This window comes from Streptomyces sp. CO7, assembly GCF_053474865.1.
Genome location: NZ_JBRIOU010000002.1, coordinates 1,638,342 through 1,639,751, shown reverse-complemented (window position 1 = coordinate 1,639,751; position 1,410 = coordinate 1,638,342). Strand labels below are relative to the sequence as shown.

At 72.0% G+C, this 1,410-nt stretch carries 3 protein-coding genes; all 3 read right to left on the bottom strand.

What is annotated here, in order from left to right; genetic code table 11:
* Window positions 1-267: helix-turn-helix domain-containing protein (locus tag ACOV8S_RS09610; RefSeq protein WP_448317285.1), on the bottom strand; the 267-nt coding region annotated here is incomplete at its 3' end.
* A gap of 11 nt (window positions 268-278) precedes the next feature.
* The gene (locus ACOV8S_RS09605; RefSeq protein WP_448317284.1) at window positions 279-683 is read right to left on the bottom strand and encodes a hypothetical protein; all 405 of its coding nucleotides are present in this window, start codon (window positions 681-683) and stop codon (window positions 279-281) included.
* Between the two features lie 117 nt (window positions 684-800).
* Window positions 801-1,406 carry a restriction endonuclease gene (locus ACOV8S_RS09600; protein WP_448317411.1) on the bottom strand — a complete coding sequence of 202 codons (606 nt, stop codon included), beginning with the start codon at window positions 1,404-1,406 and terminating at the stop codon, window positions 801-803.
* Between the last annotated feature and the right edge of the window lie 4 nt (window positions 1,407-1,410).

Sequence of the window (1,410 nt, the reverse complement as noted above, 5' to 3'; positions counted from 1 at the left end):
GTCGGGGGCGGGGTGGCGGGCAGCCAGCCCGTCGAGCAGCCGGCGGTAACCCTCCAGGCGCTCACCCTTGGGCTCCGAGCGGCCGGCCTCCCACGCCTGGACGCTCGCCACCCGTGCGCCCAGGGCCTGGGCGACGGCAGCCTCGCTCAGCCCGGCTGCCTCACGCAGCCGCCTCCGCTCGGCGGGGGCCGGCAGCAGACGGCCGTCGTCGACCGCGGCGAGAAGCGAATCGACGGCAGCGAAGAGCTCCGGCTGCTGATGCGTCACCGACTTCTCCCTCACCTGACGCCCTGGCGGATCTCTTCCAGCCGCGTCACCAGCCGCTGATGGCGCTGAGAGGCCGCCTGGGAGGAGTTCAGGCCCCGGTGGCGGGCGATCTGCCGCCAGTCCAGACCGCGGCGACGCGCCTCCATGACCACCTGCGCCTCCACCTCGTCCAGCGCCGCCCGCATCCCCTCCAGCAGACTCAGCGCCGCCCCGCTGTCCTCGGCGGCCGCTCCGCCCGGCTCCTCCGCACCCTCCGTACCGTCCGCCGCACGGGTGCCGACCGTCGCGAGGAAGCGCCCAATGAGGGCGGAATCCTCCTCGAGCCGGACCGCCGCGATCTCACCGCCTGCCGCGTCCACGGGCGCGGTGAGAGCGGACAGCCGCCTACGGGCAGCATCCCGAGCATCGGAAGACATGCGGGACAACCTATCACTGGCCAACAAAACGTTGTTCCGTTGCTTCACGTGGCTGGTGCCGGTGTACCCCTCCCCCATGTATCACTCACCGCACCAGGCCCGGCCACACCCCCGTGATCAGGCGGGAGGGCGCCGCCCGGGGCCGCCACCGCTGCCGTTCAGTGGGATGAGCGCCTCGAGATGCGCACCTTTCACCCAGGAGCCCAGCAGGTCACGGTGCAGCGCCACGATGTCCTGGCGCAGCGCCAGACCCAGCGCGGCCTTCGTGAACGTGCGGCACGTGGTGACGAACAGGGCGACGTCCGCGCCGTGCTCGAGGCGGGCGGTGCCGACGAATTTCTGCATGTCCTGCGACGACACGCTCCGCTGCGGCGCGTACTTCTTGCACTGGACGACCAGCTTGCGGCCGTCGACCAGGTAGCCGACGACGTCCGCGCCCAGGTCACCGCTCCTGCCGCTGACCGTGACCTGCGTGCAGCCGTCCCGCCTGCACAGCTCCGCGACGTATGTCTCGAACTCCTGCCACGACAAGGCGTCGACCTCGGACATGGCCAACTCACGCGCTCGGGCCTCCTCCTGCGCCCGCCACGCACGGTCCTGCCCCACCGCGCGGCGGTGCGCCCGCAGCAGCATCCATCCGGTTCCACCCAGCACGGCTGCAGCGAGCACGGCGACCAGGACCGGCCACACCGTCGACCAGTTCAAGACTCCCCACCCCACCACGGCC